Source organism: Treponema sp. OMZ 805 (assembly GCF_050937395.1).
Classification (GTDB): Bacteria; Spirochaetota; Spirochaetia; order Treponematales; family Treponemataceae; genus Treponema.
Genome location: NZ_JACCLP010000003.1, coordinates 178,759 through 202,028, shown reverse-complemented (window position 1 = coordinate 202,028; position 23,270 = coordinate 178,759). Strand labels below are relative to the sequence as shown.

Annotated in this window: 17 protein-coding genes; 10 read left to right on the top strand and 7 right to left on the bottom strand. The window is 45.7% G+C overall.

Translation table 11 applies throughout. The features are described from left to right. Positions 1 to 9: 9 nt before the first annotated feature. The gene (locus HGH47_RS04295; protein WP_432910580.1) at positions 10 to 1,650 is read right to left on the bottom strand and encodes a hypothetical protein; all 1,641 of its coding nucleotides are present in this window, start codon (positions 1,648 to 1,650) and stop codon (positions 10 to 12) included. Positions 1,651 to 1,860: 210 nt separating this feature from the next. On the opposite strand from HGH47_RS04295, the gene HGH47_RS04290 reads away from it, so the two are divergent. Next, the gene (locus HGH47_RS04290) at positions 1,861 to 3,042 is read left to right on the top strand and encodes a glycosyltransferase (RefSeq protein ID WP_432910577.1); all 1,182 of its coding nucleotides are present in this window, start codon (positions 1,861 to 1,863) and stop codon (positions 3,040 to 3,042) included. A 568-nt stretch (positions 3,043 to 3,610) separates the two neighbouring features. Further along, positions 3,611 to 5,266, top strand: a complete 1,656-nt coding sequence (locus HGH47_RS04285) for an ABC-F family ATP-binding cassette domain-containing protein (protein WP_432910574.1) — start codon at positions 3,611 to 3,613, stop codon at positions 5,264 to 5,266. Between the two features lie 126 nt (positions 5,267 to 5,392). On the opposite strand, the gene HGH47_RS04280 is transcribed toward HGH47_RS04285, so the two are convergent. The 5 genes from HGH47_RS04280 to HGH47_RS04260 all read right to left on the bottom strand — a co-directional run bounded on the left by HGH47_RS04280 (position 5,393) and on the right by HGH47_RS04260 (position 10,509). Continuing rightward, positions 5,393 to 6,889, bottom strand: coding sequence for a hypothetical protein (locus tag HGH47_RS04280; protein WP_432910572.1), 1,497 nt, complete (start codon positions 6,887 to 6,889; stop codon positions 5,393 to 5,395). A 136-nt stretch (positions 6,890 to 7,025) separates the two neighbouring features. Beyond that, positions 7,026 to 7,565 carry a flavin reductase gene (locus HGH47_RS04275; protein ID WP_212565671.1) on the bottom strand — a complete coding sequence of 180 codons (540 nt, stop codon included), beginning with the start codon at positions 7,563 to 7,565 and terminating at the stop codon, positions 7,026 to 7,028. A gap of 29 nt (positions 7,566 to 7,594) precedes the next feature. Continuing rightward, entirely contained in the window at positions 7,595 to 8,491 is an 897-nt protein-coding gene (locus HGH47_RS04270; RefSeq protein WP_432910568.1) for a DUF368 domain-containing protein, read from the bottom strand. Between the two features lie 69 nt (positions 8,492 to 8,560). Then, positions 8,561 to 9,520, bottom strand: a complete 960-nt coding sequence (locus tag HGH47_RS04265) for a GGDEF domain-containing protein (RefSeq protein ID WP_432910566.1) — start codon at positions 9,518 to 9,520, stop codon at positions 8,561 to 8,563. Continuing rightward, on the bottom strand, positions 9,520 to 10,509 hold the full coding sequence (locus HGH47_RS04260; protein ID WP_432910564.1) for a GGDEF domain-containing protein: 990 nt from the start codon (positions 10,507 to 10,509) through the stop codon (positions 9,520 to 9,522). Before HGH47_RS04260 ends, HGH47_RS04265 begins: the two co-directional genes overlap by 1 nt. A gap of 267 nt (positions 10,510 to 10,776) precedes the next feature. Between HGH47_RS04260 and HGH47_RS04255 the strand changes: the two genes are divergently transcribed. From HGH47_RS04255 to HGH47_RS04235, 5 genes are all read left to right on the top strand, one after another. Next, positions 10,777 to 12,390 (top strand): Na+/H+ antiporter NhaC family protein, encoded by a 1,614-nt coding sequence (locus HGH47_RS04255; RefSeq protein WP_253675859.1) that lies wholly within the window; start codon positions 10,777 to 10,779, stop codon positions 12,388 to 12,390. Between the two features lie 74 nt (positions 12,391 to 12,464). Further along, on the top strand, positions 12,465 to 13,964 hold the full coding sequence (locus HGH47_RS04250) for a LamG-like jellyroll fold domain-containing protein (protein WP_212565666.1): 1,500 nt from the start codon (positions 12,465 to 12,467) through the stop codon (positions 13,962 to 13,964). A 17-nt stretch (positions 13,965 to 13,981) separates the two neighbouring features. Beyond that, the gene (locus tag HGH47_RS04245; RefSeq protein ID WP_432910559.1) at positions 13,982 to 17,269 is read left to right on the top strand and encodes a tetratricopeptide repeat protein; all 3,288 of its coding nucleotides are present in this window, start codon (positions 13,982 to 13,984) and stop codon (positions 17,267 to 17,269) included. Positions 17,270 to 17,356: 87 nt separating this feature from the next. Continuing rightward, a complete protein-coding gene (deoC, locus tag HGH47_RS04240; protein ID WP_212565663.1) occupies positions 17,357 to 18,004 on the top strand; it encodes a deoxyribose-phosphate aldolase in 648 nt (215 codons plus the stop codon). Positions 18,005 to 18,143: 139 nt separating this feature from the next. Next, complete coding sequence (locus HGH47_RS04235) at positions 18,144 to 19,046, top strand: adenosine deaminase (protein ID WP_253675856.1); 903 nt, start codon at positions 18,144 to 18,146, stop codon at positions 19,044 to 19,046. Positions 19,047 to 19,111: 65 nt separating this feature from the next. Here HGH47_RS04235 and mnmG read toward each other — a convergent pair whose 3' ends face one another. Beyond that, positions 19,112 to 21,007, bottom strand: coding sequence for a tRNA uridine-5-carboxymethylaminomethyl(34) synthesis enzyme MnmG (gene mnmG / locus HGH47_RS04230; RefSeq protein WP_212565662.1), 1,896 nt, complete (start codon positions 21,005 to 21,007; stop codon positions 19,112 to 19,114). A gap of 93 nt (positions 21,008 to 21,100) precedes the next feature. On the opposite strand from mnmG, the gene HGH47_RS04225 reads away from it, so the two are divergent. The 3 genes from HGH47_RS04225 to sufU all read left to right on the top strand — a co-directional run bounded on the left by HGH47_RS04225 (position 21,101) and on the right by sufU (position 23,263). Further along, positions 21,101 to 21,493 (top strand): thioesterase family protein, encoded by a 393-nt coding sequence (locus HGH47_RS04225; RefSeq protein ID WP_212565661.1) that lies wholly within the window; start codon positions 21,101 to 21,103, stop codon positions 21,491 to 21,493. Positions 21,494 to 21,576: 83 nt separating this feature from the next. Beyond that, complete coding sequence (ruvB, locus tag HGH47_RS04220; RefSeq protein WP_230974500.1) at positions 21,577 to 22,641, top strand: Holliday junction branch migration DNA helicase RuvB; 1,065 nt, start codon at positions 21,577 to 21,579, stop codon at positions 22,639 to 22,641. Positions 22,642 to 22,840: 199 nt separating this feature from the next. Further along, entirely contained in the window at positions 22,841 to 23,263 is a 423-nt protein-coding gene (gene sufU / locus HGH47_RS04215; protein ID WP_016522648.1) for a Fe-S cluster assembly sulfur transfer protein SufU, read from the top strand. Positions 23,264 to 23,270: the final 7 nt, after the last annotated feature.

Genomic DNA, 23,270 nt, shown 5'->3' with positions numbered 1-23,270 from the left:
AAGGAGACTTTACCGTATCGTATATTTAACCGAAGAATAAATATCCACTGCGTGTCCCTTCTTTCTACCGGATACAATTGTCCAGTTCAGCCCTGCATTCAGTTCAAGCTGTTTAATCACCCGATACGAACCTTCCACCGAAATCGTATGGAAGTATGCCGGATTCCCGGAAGGAGTCTTTGCCTGCGCTATGGCTTCATAGTGATCGGCATCAGGGTAATAGACACCCGGCTTTCCTGGTTTTTCTTTGCTGGGATCAAAAAAATTATCCTCGTTTTCTCCTTTTACCAAAAAACGATAACCAAGCTTTGCGCGGTACTTTTGCAGCTCCGTTAGAGAAACCTGCAAAAAAGCCCCCATGGTGTCCGGTCCATAAGGATTTGCAACCCATTGCCGGATATATGAGTTCGTCATTCCCTTACCTGCAACGGTATCTTTTCGGCGGTGGTACAAACTGATATATTTATTCTCCATAATATACATCCATGGATTCGCGTATAAAAACTCTCCCGTTACCGAAAGATGTCCAAAGCTGAACGGATGGATATACTCAACACCGGCTAAACCGCCGAGGCTGTTAGGAATATTCCGAGCGGCCGGATAGTTTTTCAGCTCAAATGATGTTTGAAATTGATTTTGACCGTATTGACCATATAGCCGCAAACCTCGTATGGGGACCACATCTAAACCGATACCGAATTGGCAGCCGATGCTTGATTTTCCGGATTCTTCAGAAGCATTTGCATTAAAAGTCTTCTCTCGCCAGCCGAAAAAATTATGAAAAATCATCATCGGGTTTAAGTATTTAGGATCAAACGGAGCATTAAGTACGATGCCTTCGTAAAAGCGAAGCGTAATCCAATTAATTGGGCGGAACGAAGCTTCGTGGGAGAATACAAATCGAGTGGGGGCCAATTCCAATACATTCAGTGCTAATCGCACTTTCTTATAAAAGAATGAGGCAGTTATATAATCCATTCGGTCTACGGTATCTGCAAGCAGCATACTACCCGCTAGTGACCTGCCGATATTCAAAGCTCCGCGTCCGATGGTAAAATTAAAAAAGTAATTTCCAAGGCTCAGTCCCGCCTGCGTAGGAAAGGACGCATCAAAGGCATTCCCTTCTAAGGGCAGATTTGTATACGGATAGGACAATTCCGCTGCCCAATAATTCTTCTTTAAGCTGAGGTTAGCAAAAAAATCAACATACCGGGTAAACATCAGATGCATCGGGATGGAAACAACAGCGGGTGTTCTATTATACCGCAAAAAACTATCAAGCCGAGGTTCGTTTTCACGATTGTGTACATATTGCCCCTGCAGCGCAAAAATGCCGTTCACATCAAATGTAAAATATTTACGAGTAAATAAAAACGAATGCCCTGAAAAATATCCCTGCATCATACGGTATAGCGGTTCACTCGCCTGCGGTATAGCAGCATTTTTAAAAGTAGAAAAATATTCGGCAAGCTCACCCTTAGAAAGCGGTTGACGGTCTGCAAGCGTTGTCTGCCGCGATTCAACCGAAAGGATATGCATTGCATCATAAATCCAATGGTCATTTTCCACAAATAACGCATAAGGCGTATCTGCAAAACAAAATACGGCAGGTGTTAACAATAGTAATAGAATAATGATAAAACGTTTCATTTTTTAACCCTGAGAGATATTTGGTAAGTAATAATAGATAAAACAAAGAAAGATGTCCACTGCGCATATCAACAGATAGATCAAAAGCCCTTAGATGTATACCGGCACGTTCTTACAAAATATCATAGTTGTTTTGAAGTTCTGATTTGATGCTTGCTTTTACCGTCTTACCGTGATAGGATTAAAGTCATACTTATAAAGGTTACCAGTATGCGAATTGCTATTATCACCGAGTGTTATCTTCCGGAAATTAACGGCGCCGTATATCATATCGAAGCGCTGAGAAAAGGTTTAATTGAATTGGGGCATGAGGTTCTTATCGTTAAGCCTGATGCGAATACAAAGCATCACCATATTACTGACGGTATTTTATACAGCCCTGCCGTAAAATTGCACAATCTTTACAATTATTCCGTTTCTTACCCGCGTAGTAGAACCAGATTAAGGTTGCTAAAAGAATGGAATCCCGATATTATTCATATTCACCATGAATTCAGCCAAGGACTGTTCGCCTTGTATGCAGGACGTAAACTCAATATACCGATTGTATATACCTGCCATAGTATGTATTACGATTATATTCACTATTTCGGTGCATTGCAAAATCTTAAAGCGGTAAAAGATTTTATCGACCATGGTATTTTACGGTATACCAATGCCGCTAAAGCGGTTATCTGTGCATCGACAAAACTGGAAGATTTTTTAAAGCAATGCAAAGTAATAACACCGATTTATAAAATTCCCAATGCATGTATTACCACCGATTTTGCCGAAGATACGCTCAATCAGGATGTCATTCAGAATCTTAAAATCCAGTATGCCATTAAACCTGATGATTTTATCGCCTGTTTTTGTGGAAGACTTGCTGCGGAAAAAAATCTTTCACTCACATTAGAATATTGGAAATACTTTGTAGACGGAATGCCGAATGCTAAATTATTTATAATCGGAAACGGTCCTGCTAGAGCAGAGCTTGAACAGCAGGCAAAAGATTATGGCCTTACCCATTCGGTTATCTTTACCGGTGCCGTACTGCATGAGAATATCAAATACTATTACCACTTATGTGATGCATACATTATGACCTCGCTTTCGGAAAACCATTCGGTTTCGGCTTTGGAAGCAATTGCCTGCGGCATACCTGTAATTCATCTGTATGACGAAGAAAATGAAGATCAATATATCGAAGGAGTAACAGGCTTCGCTTTTAAAGATTCGGCCGCATTCGTTAACATTCTGCACAACATCTATGATAAAAAACAACATACTAAGGACGGTAAAACGCTCAAAGAGGAAATAAACTCAGCCGCATTGCAAGACAATTATCAAACGATGACAAAAAAAATCGTGGAGGTTTACCGACAGGTACTTGCAGAAACCCATAATCCGTAACAGCCCTTCTGTGCGAAATTTCATAGGTATAAGGTGAGCGTCTACAATGACGCCGCTCACCTTAACCGTCAAGTTTTCTTTCGAAAACTTGCGTATTGATATGTGCGCTTTTCGCGCACGAATGCAACAGTTTCCAAAATTCATATTTTGTTCAACTGTTGCATTTTAAGGAAATAAAATTTCGCACATTTTTCCCACATTTTTCCCACAAATGGATAAACGCATCAGGTAGACTAGATAAAAACCGCGGAAAAACTGAGACTGTGAGACCATTTGAACCATCTTCAACTGTTGTACATCCGTGTACAACAGTTGAAGGCGAGTTTTGTGCGTGCACAAAACATCACTGCACTGACAGGAAGTCAGTGGTTCCAAACAGTATCGAGTTTTTCATCAGAAAAACTCGAAGCTAAACAATGTACAAGGATGTACATTGTTTAGCGATGCCATCCTTGGCAGTTCTGGTCGAATAGTCTCAGTTTTTCCGTGGGGGTGTTAAAAAACGACCTGATGCGTTTATTCATCCATCCCGTTCACTCTTTTTTTCTTTTAGGCTATACTGACCTTTATGATTACAGTAAGCGATGTTAGTTTAAAATTTTCGGAAAAACCTCTTTTTAAAGATGTCAATTTAAAATTTACCCCCGGGAACTGCTACGGCATTATCGGAGCGAATGGAGCAGGCAAGTCAACATTCCTCAAGCTGCTTTCAGGCGAATTGGAACACGATAGCGGAGAAATCAGCATTACGCCGGGTGAACGGATGGCGGTACTGCGGCAGGATCACTTTGCGTTTGATGAGTATTCCGTCAAAGACACCGTATACATGGGCTACCCGCAGCTCTACAAGATTATGAAAGAGCGGGAAACCATTTACGAAAAGGAAGATTTCAGCGAAGCGGACGGTATCCGCGCCTCGGAGCTTGAAGGTGAGTTTGCCGACATGGGCGGCTGGGAGGCGGAAAATCAGGTAGAACAGATGCTCTCCGGACTCGGTTTGGAAGAAGCAAACCACGAGCGTATGATGAGCGAGCTTGACGAAAGCCAGAAGGTGCGGGTACTGCTGGCGCAGGCGCTGTTCGGCAATCCCGATATCCTCTTATTAGACGAACCGACGAACGGTCTCGACCTTGAATCCATCAGCTGGCTGGAGGAGTTTTTAATTGAATTCCCGAATACGGTGATCGTGGTATCGCACGACCGACACTTTCTGAACACCGTGTGTACGCATATCTGCGATATCGACTTTGGCAAAATCCGTATGTACAGCGGTAACTACGACTTCTGGTATCAGATGAGTCAGATTATGCAGCGACAAGCACGCGACCAGCAGAAAAAGCGCGAAGAAAAGATGAAAGACCTGCGCGAATTTATCCTACGGTTTGCTTCTAACGCGGCAAAAAGCCGGCAGGCAACCAGCCGCAAAAAAGTGTACGACAAACTTGCGCTGGAAGAACTGGAAGTTACCACCCGGAAATTTCCGTATGTCCACTTTAAACCGGATAGAGAAATCGGCAATAACGTTGTCCGCGTAGAAAAGCTCAACTATACCTCTAAGGAAGAAGGTTCCGGCAAGGGTATCGTGCTGCTCAAGGATTTCAGCTTGACCGTGAACCGCACGGATAAAATCGCCTTTGTCGGGCAGGAGCATAACTCAAAATCGGCATTTTTCGATATTATCGCCGGTGTTAAAACTGCCGATTCAGGCGATGTGTATTGGGGACAGACCGTTACGCAGGCGTATTTAGCCAAGGACAATTCCAGCTACTTTGAAACCGATTTGAACATTACCGACTGGCTGCGGCAGTTTTCCACCGAACAGGACGAAGCCTATGTGCGCGGCTTTTTGGGGCGGATGCTCTTTACCGGTGATGAGTCGCTGAAACCCGTCAAGGTGCTTTCCGGAGGGGAAAAGGTACGCTGTATGCTCAGTAAGCTGATGCTTTCCGGTGCCAATGTGCTGATTATGGATGAACCGACCAATCACCTTGACTTGGAAGCGATTACCAGTTTGAACGAGGCGCTCATCGCCTTTCCGGGAGTGGTGCTGTTCAACTCGCACGACCACGAATTCATCTCGTCCATCGCAAACCGCATTGTGGAAATTACCCCCGGCGGTGTAATCGACCGGATGATGCCCTTTGACGACTACATCCGCGACGAGCAGGTTCACGAATTGCGCAACAAGTATTACGGCGGCGCTGCAAAGAAGATATTGATTTAATACAGGCACCCTTCCGTGAGTCTTAATCTTTAGAAGCGATGTTTAAAATTAAGTTGTGAGTGTATCAAGACTTAGTTGTAATAGAGACGACCTAACCCCTTCGCGCAAATGGAAAGTTGACCAGCATTAGAACTTGCCGCCGCCGAGCTTAAAGCTGAGGTTATAGCCGATAGAGCCTTTACTGTGCGACGAAGGACTCAGCGGATACGAGAATATCGGCCCGGTACTCATCTGCACAAACTTAAATATTCTCCAGTTCAAGCTGAGTGTTGTCAGCCCTTCAAGCTCGCTGATTGCGAATTGCTGGAACAAATTTGCCGTCAAATCTTCCGTGCCGATTTTGTTCTGAGATACGGTAAACGCGATATAATGCTGACCTCGGTTTCCCATTCCGGCAACCTCACCGGATTTGTCGAGTATATCCTTTGCTCCAGGCGCGAAATAATTTCGTGCGGCGAGTAAGGCAGTTGCACTGTCGATAATCCGATCGGCGGCCTTTGTGTTTGCATAGCCGAAGCCGTTATAGTAATACTGGAATGCAAGCATAGTATGCGAGTCTGCATTTGAATACGAGCCGCCGAGCGTCGCTTGGAAAAACGGCTTGTTTTTTACCGTATACGGCGTCAGTGCAGCATCGTCTCTATAATACGTATAATCGCTGCCCCATGCAAATACGCCTTCCGCAAAGACGGCAACCTTTCCCGCAATACTGCCGGAGAGGGTTGTAATAAACCGCGGCGCCTTTTCGTACCGATACCAGCCGCCGACACCCAACTCCCAGTCGCCGAACACAAACTCTGCCTTTGCAGCTCCTGCCGTATACTGCGGCTTAAACGTTTCCGTGTCGGGCAGCAAATACAACCATATATTGTACTGCGTCTTAGGAATAACAATATGCGTTCGCAGCGAAACGGGACCTTCTCGGTCTGCCGTCGGTTTTTCAGGGTCTATCCGCGAAATATTGATAACATCAGCCGGACTATAAAAATAACCGGTTCCCCACTTAACCGTATGTTTTCCAAACCGGAAAAACGCAATATCCTTTGTCGAGAAATCGGTATACAGTTCCCAAATTTTAAAATTCGGTGAACCGTTTACACTCACCGGCGCTGCTAATCCGTCGGGGAACAAACTCTGTAACGCAGGCGGCAGCTGCTCTTTTCCGATTGAAAGGGCTCCATTCAAGTTTTTTTCAAACGGAAATTCAAAGATGAACTTGCCGTACAGCTTTAAGTCCTGTACCGGACGCGCATCAAAAAAGAGATTCGCACCGATTGTCGGCTGCAGCTGTGCCAGTGCAGGGTTTAGAAAAGCTTTTTTCGTATTGCTCTTTTTTGTGTATGGATCATTCCACACATATTTAAGCCCCAATTCAGCGTTTAACGAGCCGCCGATACGCAATTTATTGCTTTCGAGTGCGAGTGTTGCGGTTTTAAGATCGCCCGTTAGGGAAACACCGTTTTTTTGAGTTTCGGCGTTCGCCTGCTCCGGTGTTACGAGTGCTTCAGTATCACCGCCGAACAGCTCATCTTCAAGGCTGCCTGTTTCAGTTTGCGCTGCGTCCTGTGCAAACACGGCGCTTGCAAGTATCATCATAAAAAACAACGTAATTATTTTTTTCATAGAAACCTCTTATACACTTCTTAAAATCAACGGGCATCTCTAAAAACTTGGTAGTTTTTAAAGATGCCCTGTTATCAATTAGAACCGCAAAGCGGCGGTTCCGTTACATACAAGAAAAGCAGCTTTCGGCAGTGTTCTATTTGCTGCGAAGATAGGCATCGCGGATTTCGCAGAAATAGACGTAGTGAAAATCTTTTTTGGGATAACAGTCGATAATGACCTGTGGGTCTAAAAACGAGTCCATATCGAACTGACTCCGGTAGAGTTTCCGGCATGATACGGTGAGTATGGCTTCCTCAAATCCGATAACGGTATTGTCGTGGAATACCGGTGTAAGCCCCGCACTGGCAGCTTTATCTTCATCCCTACCCGACACGGTACCGCAAATTTTAAGGGCTTCGCACATTTTTTCATCGGCAGTATCCAAAAAGGACACGCTCAAGTAATCTTCTTCTTCGGCAAATACCGCGGTATGCCGCTGCGGTCTAATAAACAAAGCAGCCATCGGTCGGTTCCATAAATGCCCCATCAATGCCCACGATGCAGTCATAGTATTCCACTCGCCGTGTTCCGTTCCATGTCCGGCACTGACGAGTACACCATGTTTAGCTAACGCAGAAAAAGGCTTAATCACCTTGTCTACTAATTCCGATGTTACTTGTAAAGATTCAAACATACATTCCTCCCACTGAAAAAGATATACGGTTATTCCTCATCTGCGGCATCTTTCTGCTGTTCCATTGCTTCTCGCCTCGAAAAGAACGAAACAGCCGCGTAGCCGATAACACATACTATTCCGGAAACAACCCGCATCGTAAAAGGCTGGCAGCTGGTGTTCGGATAGAGATAGAATACCGAGCCTGCAACCAAGCCGAGAATAAAAGCATACATCAGCGCAGGGAAGCGTTCCAGCAATACGGCAATCAGCCGCGCTCCGAATACCAGCCCTGCTCCAACGCCAAGCGCAATAGGTATAAGCAATAGCATATTAAAGTCCGCGACTGCTTGCAGTACCGTCGGATATGCGCCGAAAATCAACAACACAAACGAGCCGGAAATCCCCGGAATCAACATCGCAACCGCAGCCAAAGCTCCCATTACCGCTAATTTTGCCGCAAATGGCAGCGAGAAGGCGGTAACAACGGCAGCAGCTTGTACACCGTGACGCTGTAAGAAAAACATTCCCAGCATCAGTGCGAAACCGGCAATTCCGCAGCATAGCGTTCCATACAGCCATCCGGCTGTCAAAGAGCCATTCTCTGCAACTGCCGCAGCGGGGATACCGGCACGAGCCTTTCGGAATAAAAACGGAATGCTCCCCGCCACAACCCCGATAAAAAAGGCGCTTGTCTGTGCCGGATACGCGCGGTATAGCAGCGTAATCACCTTTGCAAACAGCACAATTCCCGCACCGATTCCCAAGGCAAGGCTTAGTATATCCTGCCAAGCCTCTTTTATCCGTTTACAATTAAGTGAACTCAATATGATTAGTTTATCGTAGACATTGCAAATTACCGCAATCGTACCGCCGGAAACTCCGGGTACAACATTGGCGATTCCAATGAATACTCCCACACCGAAGAGCTTTAGAAGTGAAATCATACCGTATAAACCTTATATTTTTTCATATTGATACGACTTGATATGACAGCTCCGCGTTTTTGTACTGTACTAAGCTGTGCATACACGGTTTCGCCCCTGCTCTTTTGCACAGTATAGCGCTTCGTCGGAATGCTTGAGTATATCCTGCACATTATCGTTATGGGCGCAGGGAACTAAGCCGATTGAACAAGAAACCGCCAAATCGGGATGCTCGCTAAATCTGATAGCGTTTACTCCCTCACAGACATTTTGGCAAAGCGTTTCAGCTCGTTCAAAATTTCCTCCGACAATAAAACAGAACTCGTCGCCGCCGTACCGGATCAGCGTATCCTGATGGTCAAAGGTTTTCTTAAACACATCGGTAATTGCAAGTAAAATGCTGTCGCAGAACACACTTCCGTAGGTTTTGTTTAAAGTACCGAAACGGTCGACATCCACCATTGCAAAACTGGCGCCGGTGGTTTCCGTGTTTCGGCGGATAAGGTTTCCGATATTATCATCCAAATAGCGCCGGTTAAAGAGCCCTGTAAAGGGATCGGTGATGGCGCGCTTCTTAGCTTCGTCGCCCCACTGAATAACCTGCGTTAAAAAGCTGTTTGTCCGCAAAAGACGGGAAACCGTACTTGAAAGCATTTGTTGTAGGATAGAAACGGCAATAACAGGGTCGTTTACAATAATCTGCGAAAAATCCCGTGCTTTAAGCATAAAGCAAGAAGTATTTTCCACCGCTGTACAAGAAGCTGAACGGGCGGTTTGCTCCAGCAGCGACATTTCACCGAAAAAGTCTCCGGAACGCAGTCTGCCCAGTTCGATATTTTCTTCTCCCGATTTTACCGAAATCGATATGCATCCTTGCACAATAATAAAAAGCTCCGAACCGATTTCCCCTTCATACACGAGGGTCTGCCCTGCTTCAACCTCGCAATAGAAAAGGGATGAAAGGACAACGCCCATTTGATCAGGTGTTAAGCGTGAAAAAAGAGAGGTTTTCCGTAAAACTTCAAGCCATCGCTGTTTTACTTCGAGCATTATATATCCTCCGGAAATAAAATCATCGAACCGCCGCGTTGTCTACCTATGAGCGGCATACTGGAACACCGTGTTACAATATCGGTGTAAATTTTCCCGTGCTGGGGAAAGAGGACAACACCAAGGCTCATACTTAAAAAGATTTTCTCTCCATTAAAAAGATGAGAAAGATCTAACGTTTCCAACTCATGTTTGATTTTCTCTGCAAATGTTCGAGCAGACTCCTTATCGGCATAGAGATGCGTAAGGACTGCAAATTCGTTCCCTTCGTAACGCACCAAAATGGTATTTTCCGAAAAGGCTTTTTTTAGATGACCGGCAATAAAAATAAGAGCCGTGTCCCCCGCTTCATGACCGAAACTGTCGTTGATCTGCTTAAAGTTATCGGGCTTCATCATAATAAGTGCAAAAGGTCCCTTGCAAAATTCTGCAAAAGATTCCTCTAAATAGGTGCGGTTAAATAGACCGGAAAGTTTATCGCTATAGACTTGATTCCGCAGCTCGCGTACAACCGGTGAATTCTCTTTAATGAGCATATTGGCAGCTCTGGTACGTTGAGAGGTGAAAATCAATAATGATTGAAAGAGATGTGCAAGTATCCGCGGATTATCGTGGAATAAGGTTTCAAGCGGAACCCCTCCTTTGGGAAATTCTAAGACACGGGCTTGTTTACGCGCTATTGCATACGCATCGTGTGGTTTACCGGTCAGCAAGGCGATTTCGCCGAATAACTCCCCTGCAACAAATTCAGCCAACGCAGCCTTTTTATCGGGAGCAAGGACTTCCACACTGCCGTTCAGTAACAGATAGACCTTCGAGCCGTTCTCTTCGGGTGTAAATATTACGCTGCCATCCTCAAATTCATTTACTTGACAGTGCATCATAATTTCGTCCAGTTCAATGTCAGTCCAGCCGGAAAAGAATGAGGTTTTCTGTAAAAACATTTTTGCTTGAACAGCTAAGTCCGCTGATAATGGTATTTCTTGCATACCCTGTACTATATCATAAAACGAACAGGTAGTCATTAACGAAGAACGCATTTTTTTTGATTGTAAAGATGTTTTCCGAATTTGTAGGATGGATTATAAACTCATTCCTATAATACTAAGTATACCAAGCATCCCATTCCTACTGTACAGATATAAAATATATGCTACAATGCCTCTTCGGTTATCTCTAAACATTTGGTTAGATTTTGGAGGTTTTCTCTTTTTTAGCTTATCTCAACCTTGATAAAAAAGGAGCATTATATCTTTATGGATCACTTTGGACTGTGGGGTATTATCCCTCCCGTTTTAACTATTGCGCTTGCCTTCATCACAAAAGATGTTATTGTCTCGCTTTTCTTGGGGATATTATCCGGCTGTCTAATCGTTGCCGGTGGAAATCCTGCTGCGGCGCTTATGCAAGTAACGGATTTACTTGCAGGTTCTTTAGCAGACGGTTGGAATATCCGCATCTTCCTATTCTGCGGATTACTCGGCGCACTGGTCGGTATGTTGTCAAAAACGGGGGCGGCACAGGCATTTGGTTTATGGATGTCCAAAAAACTGAAAAACGGAACAGCTTCTCAGTTTGCAACGTTTATATTCGGGTTAATCGTTTTTATCGATGACTATTTTAACTCTTTAACCGTCGGAACCGTTATGCGTCCGATAAATGATCAGCATAAGGTTCCGCGTGCAAAGCTCGCATATATTTTGGATTCCACCGCAGCTCCGATATGTATTTTAGCGCCTGTTTCAAGCTGGGTTGTTACCGTTATGTCTATCGTAAGAAATTCCGAAGGATTCAGTAAACTAGGCATGAGCGATTTTGAATTTTTTATCCGCGCTATTCCGTACAACCTTTACGCGCTCACAACGATTCTGATGATTCTTGTCATCATCTTTTTTAAAACGGATTTTGGCGCTATGAAAAGATCAGAGAACTTAGCAAGAACTTCCGGTCTCCTCTGGAACGAAGAAGTCTACGGGGTTATCTCCGGCGATGTCCCCGAAGAGCAAACAACTCTCGCAAAGCCGATCGATATGCTGCTGCCCATTTTGCTCCTTATTGTTTTTGCTATTGTCTTTTTCCCCGCCGTTTCGTGGATCAATGCCATAGACGGCTCCACAATTACCAATATATCACAAGCAGCCGCATCGATGAGTCTCCGCGACGCTTTTATCAATACCGATTCATCCTATGCGCTTTTTTATGCCATTATTTTTACTTTAACCGTTACATACGTTTACTATCTTGCACGCCGCCTTATGAATCTAAAAGAAGCAAGCGAAGCTGTCCGCGACGGTATAAAGTCTATGGTTCCCGCTCTTATTATTTTGACGATGGCGTGGTCAATCGGAGCGGTCATACGCTCATCTCCTGCAGACGGCGGTTTGGGACTGGGACGTTACCTTTCCGAATTGGTTGTCAGCAGCTCTTTCCCGTTGTGGATACTTCCTGCTATCGTCTTTGCGTTGTCAGCAGTTATTGCATTTGCAACCGGCACCAGTTGGGGTACGTTCGGTATTATGATCCCGATTATTATGCCGATAGCTGTCGGGTTAACGGAAAACGCCGGATTAGCGCAAAATACCGCGCTCAACGCCGTCTTCATCTGTATTTCGGCCGTCCTCGGTGGGGCTGTTTTCGGTGATCATGCATCCCCTATTTCAGATACTACAATTTTATCCTCTACGGGGGCAGCTTGCCCGCATTTGGAGCATGTCGCAACACAGATGCCGTATGCGCTTTTTGTTGCAACGTGTTCGTTAGCAGGTTTTATCACCGGTGGAATCTTTATGAATATTCTTTCCGCATGGATCGCTGTTTTAGTTGTATTTATCGGCGGCATCATTGTTTTACCTAAGATAACGAAAGCGTAAAAGTAACTGCTATAATTACCTTGTCTATTAAAACTTTCTTAAATGATATATACTTTTATCCGATAATTAAGACGATGATGTGTACGAAAAAATTTTTTTCAGTGCTATTTTTTTTCTCAAGCATTCTTACTGCTTCGTTTACCGGTAATGCAGTATTTGAATTAGGCGGAAAGCATGGGTGGGGAATGCTGCAGTATACGGAAAATATACAGATGTGTCCGGGAAAGTACGGGAATCCCGGTATTTCGCTCAGCAGCAGTGTCCCAAAGATAACGCAGGAAACCGATCTTTACCTTAATTTCGATTCTCCCTCTATTATAGAAGAGACCAGCTCCTATACGGTTGTCTCCTCGAATATGCGTTTTGCAGGCGCTGAACAAGCAAAGCTCGGCGCTGGCGCTGCAATGTGCAGTCCTCATGTAAAAACAGCCGGTTTGGTTTTAAAGCCTCAAAAAGGATCTTTTTTCGGAGGTGAAAGTTCTGCCGGTTCGTTTACGATTGAATTTTGGATTGCGCCGTCGGTTACCGAAAACGGGAGTATTATTCTCCAATGGTATTCCTCATATTTTGAAAGCGAACGCCTAACCGACCAACACATTATCGCACAGATCATTCAGAATAAGTTGCAATGGGATTTTTTTAATATTTGGCAAGATAAATACAATAACGGTATTCCTATTCAGCTGAGGGGGCGCACTAATTTAATTCCTTCGCAATGGTCACATCATTTGATTACGTATGATGAAGAAATCGGGCTGTTGGAGTACCGGATGAACGGGCATACAGAGAACATCGTCTACATTACCGAGAATGGGCGGGAAAGCGATGCCGTTTTATTGTCAAAAATGGGGAATGCGGCTGATCTTTCAATCGGTGTGCATTATTCGGGAATGCTTGATGAGATGAGGGTAACCAAACGGTTTGTCGAACCGCCGACTTTTGCCGAGCAGACAGCGCTATTTGACCGGTATCACCTTAACGGCGGTCGTTTTGAATCTCTGATTATTGATTCAGGCGGTTCTCTGTCCGAAGCAAAGATGTTGACTGTTTCTGTGGACACGCCGGTACAAACGGACGCAGTGTTCTTTATTCGATCCGGAGAGAACCGTTACGCATGGACGGATACGGAGCCTGCATGGAAACCCGTACACAGCGGACAGGCAATTACGGGAATGCAAGGACGATTCTTTCAAATTGCAGGAAATCTGTACCCTGATGCGGAAGGACAAAAAACGCCGATTGTGCATTCCATCAGCCTTGAATATGAAAAAGATTCCGAGCCGCTACCGCCAGCACGGTTATTTGCAGCGCCTAAGGACGGCGAAATCGAGCTGTCATGGACACCGTCAATTGATTTTGATGTAAAAGGTTATATGGTTTATTACGGCGAGCGCCGTGGAGAATATTTTTCGGCGGGTTCGCCACTGAATGTGGGTAAGGTTCTTTCTTATCGCATACCGAATTTGCATAATGGTAAAATTTATTTTTTTGCCGTTGCCGCCTATGATGATGAGGTCGGTACGCGGGTAGGGGCGTTTTCTCAAGAAGTATGGGCAAGGCCGCGGAAGGAATAACGGTTTGTAGAGGAACTATGTCGGAGTCACTTGATTTTATCTTTGAACGTGCAAATTCAGCTTTAATTACTCAAGATTTTGAATATGCCGAACGGTTATTGACCAATGTGCTCACCAAACGTCCTGATATATCGCCGGAAGATAAGGAAAAAATCGAAAACTTATTGGCGCGTATCTATGGGGATGAAGGTAACTCTGAACGCTCGTTGGAAGCCTATCTTCGGTTATATGAGCGCGAACCTGACAATCTGCACCTTATGCTGAGCATCGGACGTGTTTATCGGCATCTATGCCGCTATGAAGATGCGCTTAACATATTGCAAAAAGCAAGAGATGCCGGCGGTGATACCAATGAGGTGCTGTATAGCTTTGCAAAGACCTACAAAAAGATGGGGGATTATGCGAAAGCTGCCGGATATTTTTTGCGTGCGATAGAACTTAAACCCGACCATGCTCATGCGTATGACCGGCTTGGTAATCTGTATGTTTTAACCGGTGAAACGGATAAAGCGATTGAAATATATAAACAAGGTATTCGTGTAGACGCTAATCATCCCTATTTAAATTTCCACCTTGCCGAACTTTTACGCCAAGAAAAGCGATATGAAGAAGCGATTGTATATTATAACTCGGTACTTCGTGTTAATCCTGCGTGGGCAGAAGTATTGGCGGGGATTGCTGCTGCGTATTTAGGGTTGGATAAACTTGATGATGCACTGAATACCTATCGATCGCTGCTTCGTGTAACCGGTGAAAACGCCCCGATTTATACGGAGCTCGGGTATCTTTTTGAAAAGAAGCAACTTCAGCAGGAAGCTGAACAATATTATTACGATGCTTTGACGATTGATCCCGGATACGCCCCTGCTGCACTTGCCTTAACGGCTCTTTTAGAAAAAAGACAGCGGTATAACGAAGCGCTTTCGATCTTACTTGCTGCAGAAGCTGCTCCGGTAAATGCCGACAATCATGCATTACGGCTTAAAGCCATTCAAATGTGCATGTATGCGAAAGATTATGCAAAAGCCCATGAGCTTTTTGGACGGTTGGACACGGAACACAGTAACAGCCTTAACGCACTCAAGCTGCGGGGACAACTGTATGCCCTTACCGGCGAGCTTGAACAAGCTGAAGAGACATTCAAACAAATATTAACAACAGCGCCATCCGCGATAGAGTTCCGCCAAGAACTTGCCGAACAATACCTTTTGGCGCATAAATATGAAGCAGCTAAGGAGCAGCTTAAACTTTTCTTGAGGCAAAAGCCGAACGATATTTCTGCATTGATGGCATTAGGCAAAGCTGAAGAATTGCTAAATAATCCTCAGGCAGCGTATCAAGAATATCAGAAAGTGCTTGAGTTAAAACCGAATGCTATTGAAGCCCACTCCGCTCTTTCTCGGTTATTTCAAAAACGGGGAGATACGCTTGAGGCTTTAAAAACGGCAAATGAGATTCTTAATATGCAGAGCGGCTCCGAATCGGACGAACCTGAACAAGATATGTCCGCCTCGCTCGATCTCTATGAGCAGGCTGCAGAAAACTATATAGCCGATCCATTGTTAACCAAAAACCTTGAACAGCTAAAATCAGATGATTCACATCTTTATATTTCTCCGGCAGAATTGAATCCGGATCCGAAACAAAATATTCCTTCATTGCGAGACATATCAATGTCCGAACGGGAGCTCCCGTTTGAAATGCTCATCGAAGGGACTGAAGAGGTAAAGGAACTTCCGCCGGAGAAAGATGATACTTCTATTGACGGTATCCAGTTGATTGGCGCTCAACAATCGGATATATCCGGTCTGTCCGCATTTCCAGCTTATTCCCGTGCGGTGTCTGCACCCCATGCGTTCGGCGCCGGAAATTTTGATGCTGCGAGTCTTGCTGCAGCATCAGGGAGCAGCATCGGTGGTGCCCCGCAAATAAACAGCAGCTTACCGAATGGTCAAGGAGGCGCAGCCGCCAATGAGACAGTTGCTTCACCTGTCGATGAACTGTATCTTAATCCGGATCATTCTGAAAACAACACCGCCCTTGATGTAGGCGGCATTTCGCAAAAAAATACACAAGCGTTGCAAAAGTTGCAAAACCTTATTCGTGACGAAGCGACGCAGAAAAGATTAAAAGAAATAGATAGCCGCGGTACCAGCATAGGTTTTTTGCAGGATATTATTTCGGATATCGATAAGCAGTTTGATGAGAATCGCTATGTGCAAGTCGTCGAGGTTTTAGCTGAAAGAATTGCTGAAAACCTGAGCCGTAAAATGCCGCTTCAACCGGTTGCTCCAAAAGAAGAACCTGAGGATCAGTCGGTTCAATCGGAACCGCAAGCATTGCAAGAACCGGAGGAAATACCCCAAGCAGCAGCAACGGAAGCTGCCGCAGAAGAGTGCCCCGTCGCAGTAACAACAGCAGGAGAAGCTGAAGCAACAGCAGCAGCAGCAGCAGAAGAAGAAGAAGAAGAAGAAGGTTTACAGATTGCCGAAACGCAAGAATCTTTCCCTGAGATGGAAAAAGATTGTGAACCGGTTAATGAGAATGTATCGGTGAATGACGATAATGTTCAGGTTGTCGAAACTTCGGAAGAAGATATTTTCGGTGACGAAGAAAATCATGCAATTTCGCTTGAAACCGACACTGTTCCGATAGTTGAGATGACGGACAAAGACCCTGCAGAAGCGGTTACGGAAGAAGCAACGGAAGCAGAAGCTGTAGATGTTCAACCTGATTTCGCTCAAGAAGACAATCCCGAAATTATCGTTGATAATGATGAAGATGCTGCTACCGAAGATTCGGTGTCCGAGGATTCGGAGAACGAGGCAGAATGTGAGCCGAGCGATAACCAAGTGCCGTTTGTTCTTGATCAAGAACAGCAAAACCTTTTGTGGTGTCACGCAAAACATCAGATTAAAGATTCTCCTTCGTTTGAGCAATATCTTAATACGACCGACCCCGAGCAACTTGCTCAGTTGTTCTTGTATTTGCGCGATTTAGCTATCTATCTTCCGCAGGAAGAACTTGAAATTTTTCTTAACAGCAGTGAACGAATACAGATTTATTATATTATTGCTCGGTTATCGGGCGAACTGGGGCTTAAAGAACGTGCGAACCTTATTAAGCAGGCTTGTAGTGTAGTGAGTGAACCGCAGCCGTATAATGATGCGGCAGTATTTAAACTGCTGAGTTATTTACGTGATTTAAGTATTGACTTGCCGGATCAAGAATTGGGAACAAGAGTAAGACAAGAATTGGAACAATTAATGGCGAATATGTCGGCGGTGTTGCCTAACTTATCATAAGCTAAAGAGATGTCGCAAATTACATCTAAGGAAAACCTCTAAAAACTGAAGTTTTTAGAAGTTCCCTATTATTTTTAGGAGAAAAAAATGGAGTTGAATAAGTATATCGATCATACTTTATTAAAGCCGAATGCCGTAGAATCGGAAATTATTGCATTGTGTAAGGAAGCGAAGGAGTATCATTTTGCTTCAGTGTGTGTGAATCCTTGCAATGTCGCATTGGTCAAAAAGGAACTTGCCGGTTCCGATGTGATGACGTGCAGCGTTATCGGATTCCCGTTTGGAACACAGACCACCGAAGTAAAGTGCGCCGAAACCGAGCAGGCTTTGAAAGACGGTGCCGATGAAATCGATATGGTTATTAATATCGGGAAACTGCTTGAGGGCAACACCGGCTATGTTGAAAAAGAAATCGCTGCACTTGCTTCTATCTGCCATGCAAAGAAAGCTCATTTAAAGGTAATCGTGGAGACGTGTTATCTGTCCGAAAAGGATATTGCAAATGTCTGCGCTGCGGTTGAACAAGCCGGAGCTGATTTTATTAAAACGTCTACCGGTTACGGTTCACGCGGGGCAGCGCTTGAGGATATTGCATTATTTAAAAAATACCTCAAAAAAGATACAAAGATTAAGGCGTCCGGCGGTATCCGCAGCCGCGAGGATGCCCTTAAATATATAGAAGCAGGGTGTTCAAGGATTGGCACCAGCAGCGGTATTAAAATTATCAAAGGATAAATCGCCGTTAATGGATATTTTGCTGTATAATGCAGTAAGGCTGTCAGATTTAAGATTTTTCGATATTCACCGATAATTACACTGTCGGTTTGTCGGAATATATGTCGGATACCAGTAGAGGCGCAAAAAGGGTTTTAGAATGAAAGATCTTGAGTATTTAAAATCGCGACCGAAGTCGGATACGCATAATCATCTCAATTTGAGTATGAAATACGAACGTTACAAGCATTGGGCGGGCGTAATCATTCCAAATTTTCCCCGCAAAATGGCAGGTCTTGATGAAATGCACCAAGTAATCGGCGCTTATACTCGTCCGCGCTGTAAAACGGCAAAAGACGTCAAAGCCCTTTTTGAAATGTCTATACAGGATGCGATTGCCGATAATGTTGTATGGCTTGAAACATCAATTGATATCGGTTTTATAAAACATTACGATAACAATATTGATAAGTTTTTATCAGACATTTCGGAGCTTGTGGCAAAATATAAAAAGCAAATTGAAATACGCCCCGAGGTTGGCATTCCCAAAACGCTCGATCGTAATTTTATTCGTACATGGGTATATCCGCTTTTTGGAAGTAAGGTGTTTAAGAATGTCGATTTATACGGCCCCGAAGTATTTGAAGGCATTGAGGATTTTGACTATATCTTTAAACTGGCCGAAAAGCATAACATCAAAAAGAAAGCGCACATCGGAGAATTTTCCGATGCAAAATCCGTTCGTAAATTTGTTGAGTTTTTTAATTTGGATGAAGTGCAGCACGGTATCGGAGCCGCTTCCGACGATTCGGTGTTGAAATTTTTAGCTGACCGAAAAATACGTTGTAATGTGTGCCCGATGAGTAATGTGATGCTGAGCGCAGTACCGAGTTTAAAAGAACACCCCATCAAAAAGATGATTGATGCGGGGATTCCGATAGGGCTCGGTACCGATGATCTATTGTTCTTTGGAAAGACAAATAGCGATCAACTCTACGATATGCTGAAATGCGGGGTGATTACGGACGCCGATGCAGAAATGCTGATGGCGGTACGTGGTTAAGTGATGCACCGCTTATGCTTCTCTTGAAAATCTCCAAACCTAACTGAGTTTTTAGAAACACACTCTTATTTTATCGCGACCATCAAAACCATAATATCCGAAGGCCTGATGCCGGGAATTCTGCTTGCCTGTCCGATTGTGGCAGGCATTACCCGCTTTAACCGTGCAAGCGATTCCGTAGAAAGCCCCGAAACCGCATCGTAGTTAAAGCTCGGCGGGATACGGCTCGTTTCCATCTTCTTCATTTTATCAATTCGTTTATCCTGCGCGACAATGTAATGCTCATAGCGGATTTCCAGTTCCGCCGCGTTTTTAATTGCCTCGGAATACTGTGCGCTTGCAGGATCGCATCGGCAGATCAGCTCGAGCGGGATGAGCGGGTCGTGCAGCGCGTCGGCGAGGGACTTACCGAGATGACACTGCAAAGCGGGTTCCGCTTCCACAATGCTGCCGGTAATTTTCAACTCCCGCCAGTGTTTGATAAGCTCGCCGCGCTGCACAAGTTTTTCCTGTAGGCGGGTATAGGCGCTTTGTTTTTGCAAGCCGATGCGGTATGCGCGCTCGGTGAGCCGCTCGTCGGCGGTATCGTGCCGGAGCTTGAGCCGGTATTCGGCGCGGGCGGTGAACATCCGGTAGGGTTCATCGACCCCTTGCGTAATAAGGTCGTCGATCATTACGCCGATGTAGGCTTCGTCGCGGCGGAGTGTAAACGGTTCGTAGGTTGCCGGTTGTGCGTGGTTGAAAGCTCTGGCATACAACGCTGCGTTGATGCCGGCGATGAGGCCTTGACCGCCCGCTTCTTCGTAGCCGGAGGTTCCGTTGATTTGCCCCGCGGTAAAAAGCCCCGCAATCCGGCGGGTTTGTAAGTCCGGTCCCAGCTGTAGCGGAGAAACTACTGCGTAGTCAACCGCATACGCGGGGCGGGTAATCACGGCATCAGCAAAACCGGTCAGGGTGCGGAGCATTTGATCTTGCACATCCTCCGGCAGCGAAGACGAAAATCCGTTGATGTACAGCTCATCGCTCATCAGCCCTTCCGGTTCGATATACAGCTGATGCCGCGTGCGTTCGGGGAACTTCCGTACCTTGTCTTCGATGGAAGGGCAGTAGCGGGCGCCCGTTGCGTGAATTTTCCCCGAAAAAAGCGGCGAGCGATGAAAGTTTTGCCGAATAACCTCGTGAGTATGCTCGTTGGTGTAGCAGACATAGCACACTGCCGAAGGGCGGAATATTTCCGCCGTGTCGAAGGAGAACGGGCGCATCACTGCATCTGCTTCTTGTATTTCCAGCTGAGAAAGATCGACGGATTTCCGTAATACGCGGCAGGGGGTACCGGTTTTGAGCCTACTCATCGTGAAGCCCTTGCGCGCAAGGGCGGCGCCAAGCCCGATCGCCGCTTTTTCACCGAGGCGGCCTTCTTCCGCTTCGAACTCGCCGATGTAGATTTTCCCTTCCATAAAGGTGCCGGTGGTGAGCACTACCGCTTGTGCGGAAATTGTTCGGCCGCGCGCCGTCAGTACCGCCTGTATGCTGCCGTTTTCCACAAGCCCGCTTTCCGCAGTCTGCGAGGAGATGACATCAACAACCGTATCTTGGTAAATATGGAGATTTTTTTCTTTTTCGAGGGTGTACTGCGCGGTCTGCGCATATAGGAATTTATCCGCCTGAATGCGGGGCGACTGCACTGCCGGCCCGCGGCTTTTGTTAAGCAGGCGGTATTGAATCATACACGCATCGGCGAGTTTTCCCATCTCGCCGCCGAGCGCATCTATTTCCCGCACGATGTTACCTTTGGAAACGCCCCCAATCGAGGGGTTGCAGGACATTCTGCCGATAGTATCAACTGTTTGTGTAATAAGAAGGGTTTGCGCACCCATTCGTGCGGCGGCGAGCGAGGCTTCGATGCCTGCGTGTCCCCCGCCGACGACAATCACGTCATAGTCCGAATAACGAAAATTCATAGCGGGTATTATAGCGAAACGGCTCTTGTTTGTCTGGTATAGATTTGTATTTTCGGCTATAACTATGTTGCATATTTATAATTGGAGGTGGTTATGGAAGTAGGAATTAAAGGTGATGCCAGCTTTGTTGTTACAAAGGAAATGCTCGCAACTGCGGTGGGGAGCGGAACGGTGGATGTATTTGCAACGCCGGCTATGATTGCTCGGATGGAAGATACGGCAACGCGCAGCGTGATGCCATATTTGGACGAAGGGCTGGCAACGGTGGGAATCCATGTGGATGTACGGCATCTTGATGCAACCCCCGAGGGAATGAAGGTGTCCATCCACACTGAATTGATAGAAATCAATGCAAACGGAAAATTCCTAACCTTTCAGGTTGAAGCGCGTGATGAACGCGGCGTGATCGGCAGCGGTATCCATGAACGCGCGATTATCAATGTCGGCCGCTTTATGGAAAAAGTGGATAAAAAGAAAAACGCATAACGTAAATTACATTTAAGGACACTCTCAAAAAACGAGATTTTTAGAGGTTCCCACTATTTTAATACGATGAGTATCTTTTAAAAATGCAGATGAACGGCGAAACATATCAAGATAATGAAATAGACGAATTCGGCATTATACGCGGAGAGAAGCGTGCGGGGGATGAAAAAGACCGCGCGCTGCGCCCGCAGCTTTTGAAGGATTTTCAGGGGCAGCAAAACATCAAAGAAAACCTGTCGGTCTTTATCCAAGCGGCGCGGAGTAGGGGAGAGAGCCTTGATCATCTTTTTTTGATTGGACCTCCCGGGCTGGGAAAAACGACCCTTGCGCAAATTACCGCGCAGGAGCTTGGCGTTGAATGCAAGATCACCGGCGCCCCTGCCCTCGATAAGCCTAAAGACTTGGCGGGTATTTTGACAACGCTGTCCGAACGAAGCGTGTTCTTTATCGACGAAATTCATCGGTTAAAGCCCGCCATCGAAGAAATGCTCTATATTGCTATGGAAGATTATGAGCTTGACTGGATTATCGGGCAGGGGCCGGGAGCGCGGACTGTCCGTATCCCGTTGCCGCCGTTTACGCTGATCGGTGCGACAACCCGTGCAGGCATGGTTTCAAGCCCGCTTATCAGCCGGTTCGGTATTGTGCAACGCTTTGAATTTTACAGCAACGAAGAGCTTGCTTCCATTATTATGCGTTCTGCTGATATTCTCGGAATCGATATCGGGGAAAAAGCAGCGCTCGCCCTTGCCCGCTGCTCCCGCGGGACGCCACGCGTTGCCAACCGGCTGCTCAGGCGTATGCGGGATTTTGCGTTCATTGAAGGCAGTGATACCATCCTCGAAACAACCGTTACACAGGGATTGAAAAAATTGCACATCGACCGGCTCGGCTTGGAAAACTATGACCGGCAGATACTTCGCTCTATCATCGAAAACTACGGTGGGGGGCCGGTCGGGGCAGAAACACTTGCGATTTCAATCGGGGAGTCACAGGATACGCTCGAAGACTACTACGAACCCTACCTTATTCAAATGGGATTGCTGCAGCGTACGCCGCGTGGACGTATGGTTACGGAAAAAGCATATACGCATCTCGGCCTTAAAATTCCGGCAATAGCGGCGCAAACCGGCAGCCTCTTTGACTAGGAAAGTGTTGATTAAAGCGAGGAGCGCATTTGATCAGTGGTTTCCTAGACGAGACATGGGGAAACTCCCCATCATACTGACGGTTTTCCTGAGGGATACGTCGAGCATTCATTTTTGTGTATTACGATTGTTCCCTATACCAATAGAACTCTTTTGTGTAAAATCATCATCGAGCTTTTTTGCAATAGAGGAGTGGGACGTGAGCATCGAAACGGTATATCAACAGACATTATTGGATTATTCGCGGAGAGCGGAACATAAACATCAGTTGGATGGAGCAACCGGCATTGAGCGCGGGCATAATCCCAGTTGCGGCGACGATTTAACCTTGCTGATTAAGCAAAAGGACGGGATTGTTGAGGACGCTTCTTTTTTAGGTGCGGGGTGTGCGGTTTCAACCGCTTCTACCAATATGCTGATCGATTTAATCAAAGGCAAAACGGTTAAAGAGGCGCAGCATTGCCTTGAGGTGTTTTTTAATATGATGGCAGGAAAGCCTCAGTCCGAGGAAGAATTGGAGAGCCTCGGCGATGCGCAGATTCTCAGCTATTTTGCCGAAATGCCTGCCCGCATTAAATGCGCGACACTGAGCTGGCACAGCGCACAGGTTTTACTCAAATAAGATAATC

Bases quoted from the DNA above. Each gene is read 5' to 3' on its own strand.
- HGH47_RS04295 (WP_432910580.1), bottom strand. From the start codon at position 1,650: ATGAAACGTTTTATCATTATTCTATTACTATTGTTAACACCTGCCGTA.
- HGH47_RS04290 (WP_432910577.1), top strand. From the start codon at position 1,861: ATGCGAATTGCTATTATCACCGAGTGTTATCTTCCGGAAATTAACGGC.
- HGH47_RS04285 (WP_432910574.1), top strand. From the start codon at position 3,611: ATGATTACAGTAAGCGATGTTAGTTTAAAATTTTCGGAAAAACCTCTT.
- HGH47_RS04280 (WP_432910572.1), bottom strand. From the start codon at position 6,889: ATGAAAAAAATAATTACGTTGTTTTTTATGATGATACTTGCAAGCGCC.
- HGH47_RS04275 (WP_212565671.1), bottom strand. From the start codon at position 7,565: ATGTTTGAATCTTTACAAGTAACATCGGAATTAGTAGACAAGGTGATT.
- HGH47_RS04270 (WP_432910568.1), bottom strand. From the start codon at position 8,491: ATGATTTCACTTCTAAAGCTCTTCGGTGTGGGAGTATTCATTGGAATC.
- HGH47_RS04265 (WP_432910566.1), bottom strand. From the start codon at position 9,520: ATGCTCGAAGTAAAACAGCGATGGCTTGAAGTTTTACGGAAAACCTCT.
- HGH47_RS04260 (WP_432910564.1), bottom strand. From the start codon at position 10,509: ATGCAAGAAATACCATTATCAGCGGACTTAGCTGTTCAAGCAAAAATG.
- HGH47_RS04255 (WP_253675859.1), top strand. From the start codon at position 10,777: ATGGATCACTTTGGACTGTGGGGTATTATCCCTCCCGTTTTAACTATT.
- HGH47_RS04250 (WP_212565666.1), top strand. From the start codon at position 12,465: ATGATGTGTACGAAAAAATTTTTTTCAGTGCTATTTTTTTTCTCAAGC.
- HGH47_RS04245 (WP_432910559.1), top strand. From the start codon at position 13,982: ATGTCGGAGTCACTTGATTTTATCTTTGAACGTGCAAATTCAGCTTTA.
- deoC (WP_212565663.1), top strand. From the start codon at position 17,357: ATGGAGTTGAATAAGTATATCGATCATACTTTATTAAAGCCGAATGCC.
- HGH47_RS04235 (WP_253675856.1), top strand. From the start codon at position 18,144: ATGAAAGATCTTGAGTATTTAAAATCGCGACCGAAGTCGGATACGCAT.
- mnmG (WP_212565662.1), bottom strand. From the start codon at position 21,007: ATGAATTTTCGTTATTCGGACTATGACGTGATTGTCGTCGGCGGGGGA.
- HGH47_RS04225 (WP_212565661.1), top strand. From the start codon at position 21,101: ATGGAAGTAGGAATTAAAGGTGATGCCAGCTTTGTTGTTACAAAGGAA.
- ruvB (WP_230974500.1), top strand. From the start codon at position 21,577: ATGCAGATGAACGGCGAAACATATCAAGATAATGAAATAGACGAATTC.